Here is a 1670-nt window from a genome sequence, read left to right on the forward strand (position 1 = left end):
GCTCACGATAGCGGTGTGTCATTCAAAGATAATGTGACTGACACACCGCTATCGCGAGCAGGCTCACTCCTACAAGGGGTTTATGTTGGTTATTCGAGGCGGGCCAGGCGCTCTTCCAGCGCGGCAATGCGTGCTTCCAGCTCTTCGATACGCTCAAGCGAAACACCGCCACTCGCACCGCGCTCCTGCGGATTACTGCGCGCCGCCAGAATCGCCTCGATATCCGCCGGATCGCCCAGCGCATGGGTAAAGCGATCCTCGCGCTGCCCGGCCTGACGTGGAATCAACACCGCCAACCCGCGCGCGATCAGGCGCTCAAGTTGATGCACCACCTGCTCGGCATCTTCGAAATCGTGCATGCGGCCGCTGCGGGTCAGCAGTTCGTTGACGGTTTGCGGGCCGCGCAGAAACATCAAACCACTGAGAATCACCTGCGCCGGCACCAGTTCCAGCGCCTTGTCGACCTTGTGCTCCCAGCGGTCGGCGCGGCTGCCCATGACCAGTTTGGCAAAACCGCGACCTTCGAGGGCGCGCAGGCTCTGTCCGACCTGGCCCTGGGTCAGGTTCATCACCGGTTCGCGGCTGGTTTTCTGGTTACACGCCGTGACCAGCGCGTTGAGGGTCAGCGGATAGGTTTCCGGGCTGGTCGCCTGTTTCTCGATCAACGAGCCGAGGATGCGGATTTCCGTGGCGTTGAGCCGTGGCTCGTCGAAGGTGGATTCTGGTTCTGTGGTCATCGCGCGTTCCCTCTGCAGTCGAAGCCGCCTAGCCTAATCCTTGCCAAACAAAAGGCAAGCCGTGTGGTCATCAAAGCATGGCTATAATCGCCTCCTTGTTCCACCCAGCCACCACACGAGACTGCCATGACCATTTCCCTGTACGCCGCATCCGTCCCGGTTTTTCAACAAATGCTCAACGCCCTGAGCGATGTGCTGAAAAAGGCTGAAGCCCACGCCACCGAGAAAAACATCGACCCGAACGCGTTCCTGCAAGCGCGTCTGTTCCCGGACATGTTCCCGCTGACCCGTCAGGTACAGATCGCCGTCGATTTCGCCAAAGGCGTTTCCGCGCGTCTGGCTGAAGTCGAACTGCCGAAGTACGACGACACTGAAACCTCCTTCGCCGAGCTGCAAGCGCTGATCGCCAAGGTCTTGGCCTTCATCGGCGAGATCAAGCCAGAGCAGATCGATGGCAAGGAAGGCATTGAAATTGTGACCCGTCCGGGCACGCCGAAAGAGAAGCGCTTCAGCGGTCAGTCGTACTTGCTGACTTACGGCCTGCCGCAGTTCTTCTTCCACGTCACCACCACGTATGCGCTGCTGCGTCATAACGGTGTGGAAGTGGGCAAGCGCGATTACATGGGCGCGTTCTAAGCGGCCAGAAGCCCCTCACCCTAACCCTCTCCCGGAGGGAGAGGGGACTGACGGAGTTGTTTGTTCGAGCTGCACCGACCTGAAATATCAAGTCGAACACTCGTTTTGAACAGCACACAGATCAGCTCCCTTTCCCCTCGCCCCCTTGGGGGAGAGGGTTGGGGTGAGGGGGAAAAGATCTCCGCCACAAAAAAGCCCGCCGAGGTTCACACCATGGCGGGCTTTTTGTTTTTTGTAGGAGTGAGCCTGCTCGCGATAGCAGTGTGTCATTTAACGATGATGTTACTGACACAACGC

Annotated in this window: 3 protein-coding genes; 2 read left to right on the forward strand and 1 reads right to left on the reverse strand. The window is 58.9% G+C overall.

The window, feature by feature from the left end; all coding sequences use genetic code 11:
* Positions 1-89 precede the first annotated feature (89 nt).
* The gene (locus QMX93_RS30650) at positions 90-737 is read right to left on the reverse strand and encodes a DUF480 domain-containing protein (protein WP_282359329.1); all 648 of its coding nucleotides are present in this window, start codon (positions 735-737) and stop codon (positions 90-92) included.
* 126 nt (positions 738-863) lie between these two features.
* Here QMX93_RS30650 and QMX93_RS30655 point away from each other — a divergent pair, with 126 nt between their 5' ends.
* Both QMX93_RS30655 and QMX93_RS30660 read left to right on the forward strand, forming a co-directional pair.
* Positions 864-1373: a DUF1993 domain-containing protein gene (locus QMX93_RS30655; protein ID WP_053121818.1), complete on the forward strand. Its 510-nt coding sequence runs from the start codon at positions 864-866 to the stop codon at positions 1371-1373.
* A 60-nt stretch (positions 1374-1433) separates the two neighbouring features.
* On the forward strand, positions 1434-1670 hold a 237-nt coding region (locus QMX93_RS30660), incomplete at its 3' end, for a hypothetical protein (protein ID WP_282359330.1).

This window comes from Pseudomonas sp. PS01303, from assembly GCF_029959385.1.
GTDB lineage: Bacteria > Pseudomonadota > Gammaproteobacteria > Pseudomonadales > Pseudomonadaceae > Aquipseudomonas > Aquipseudomonas rustica.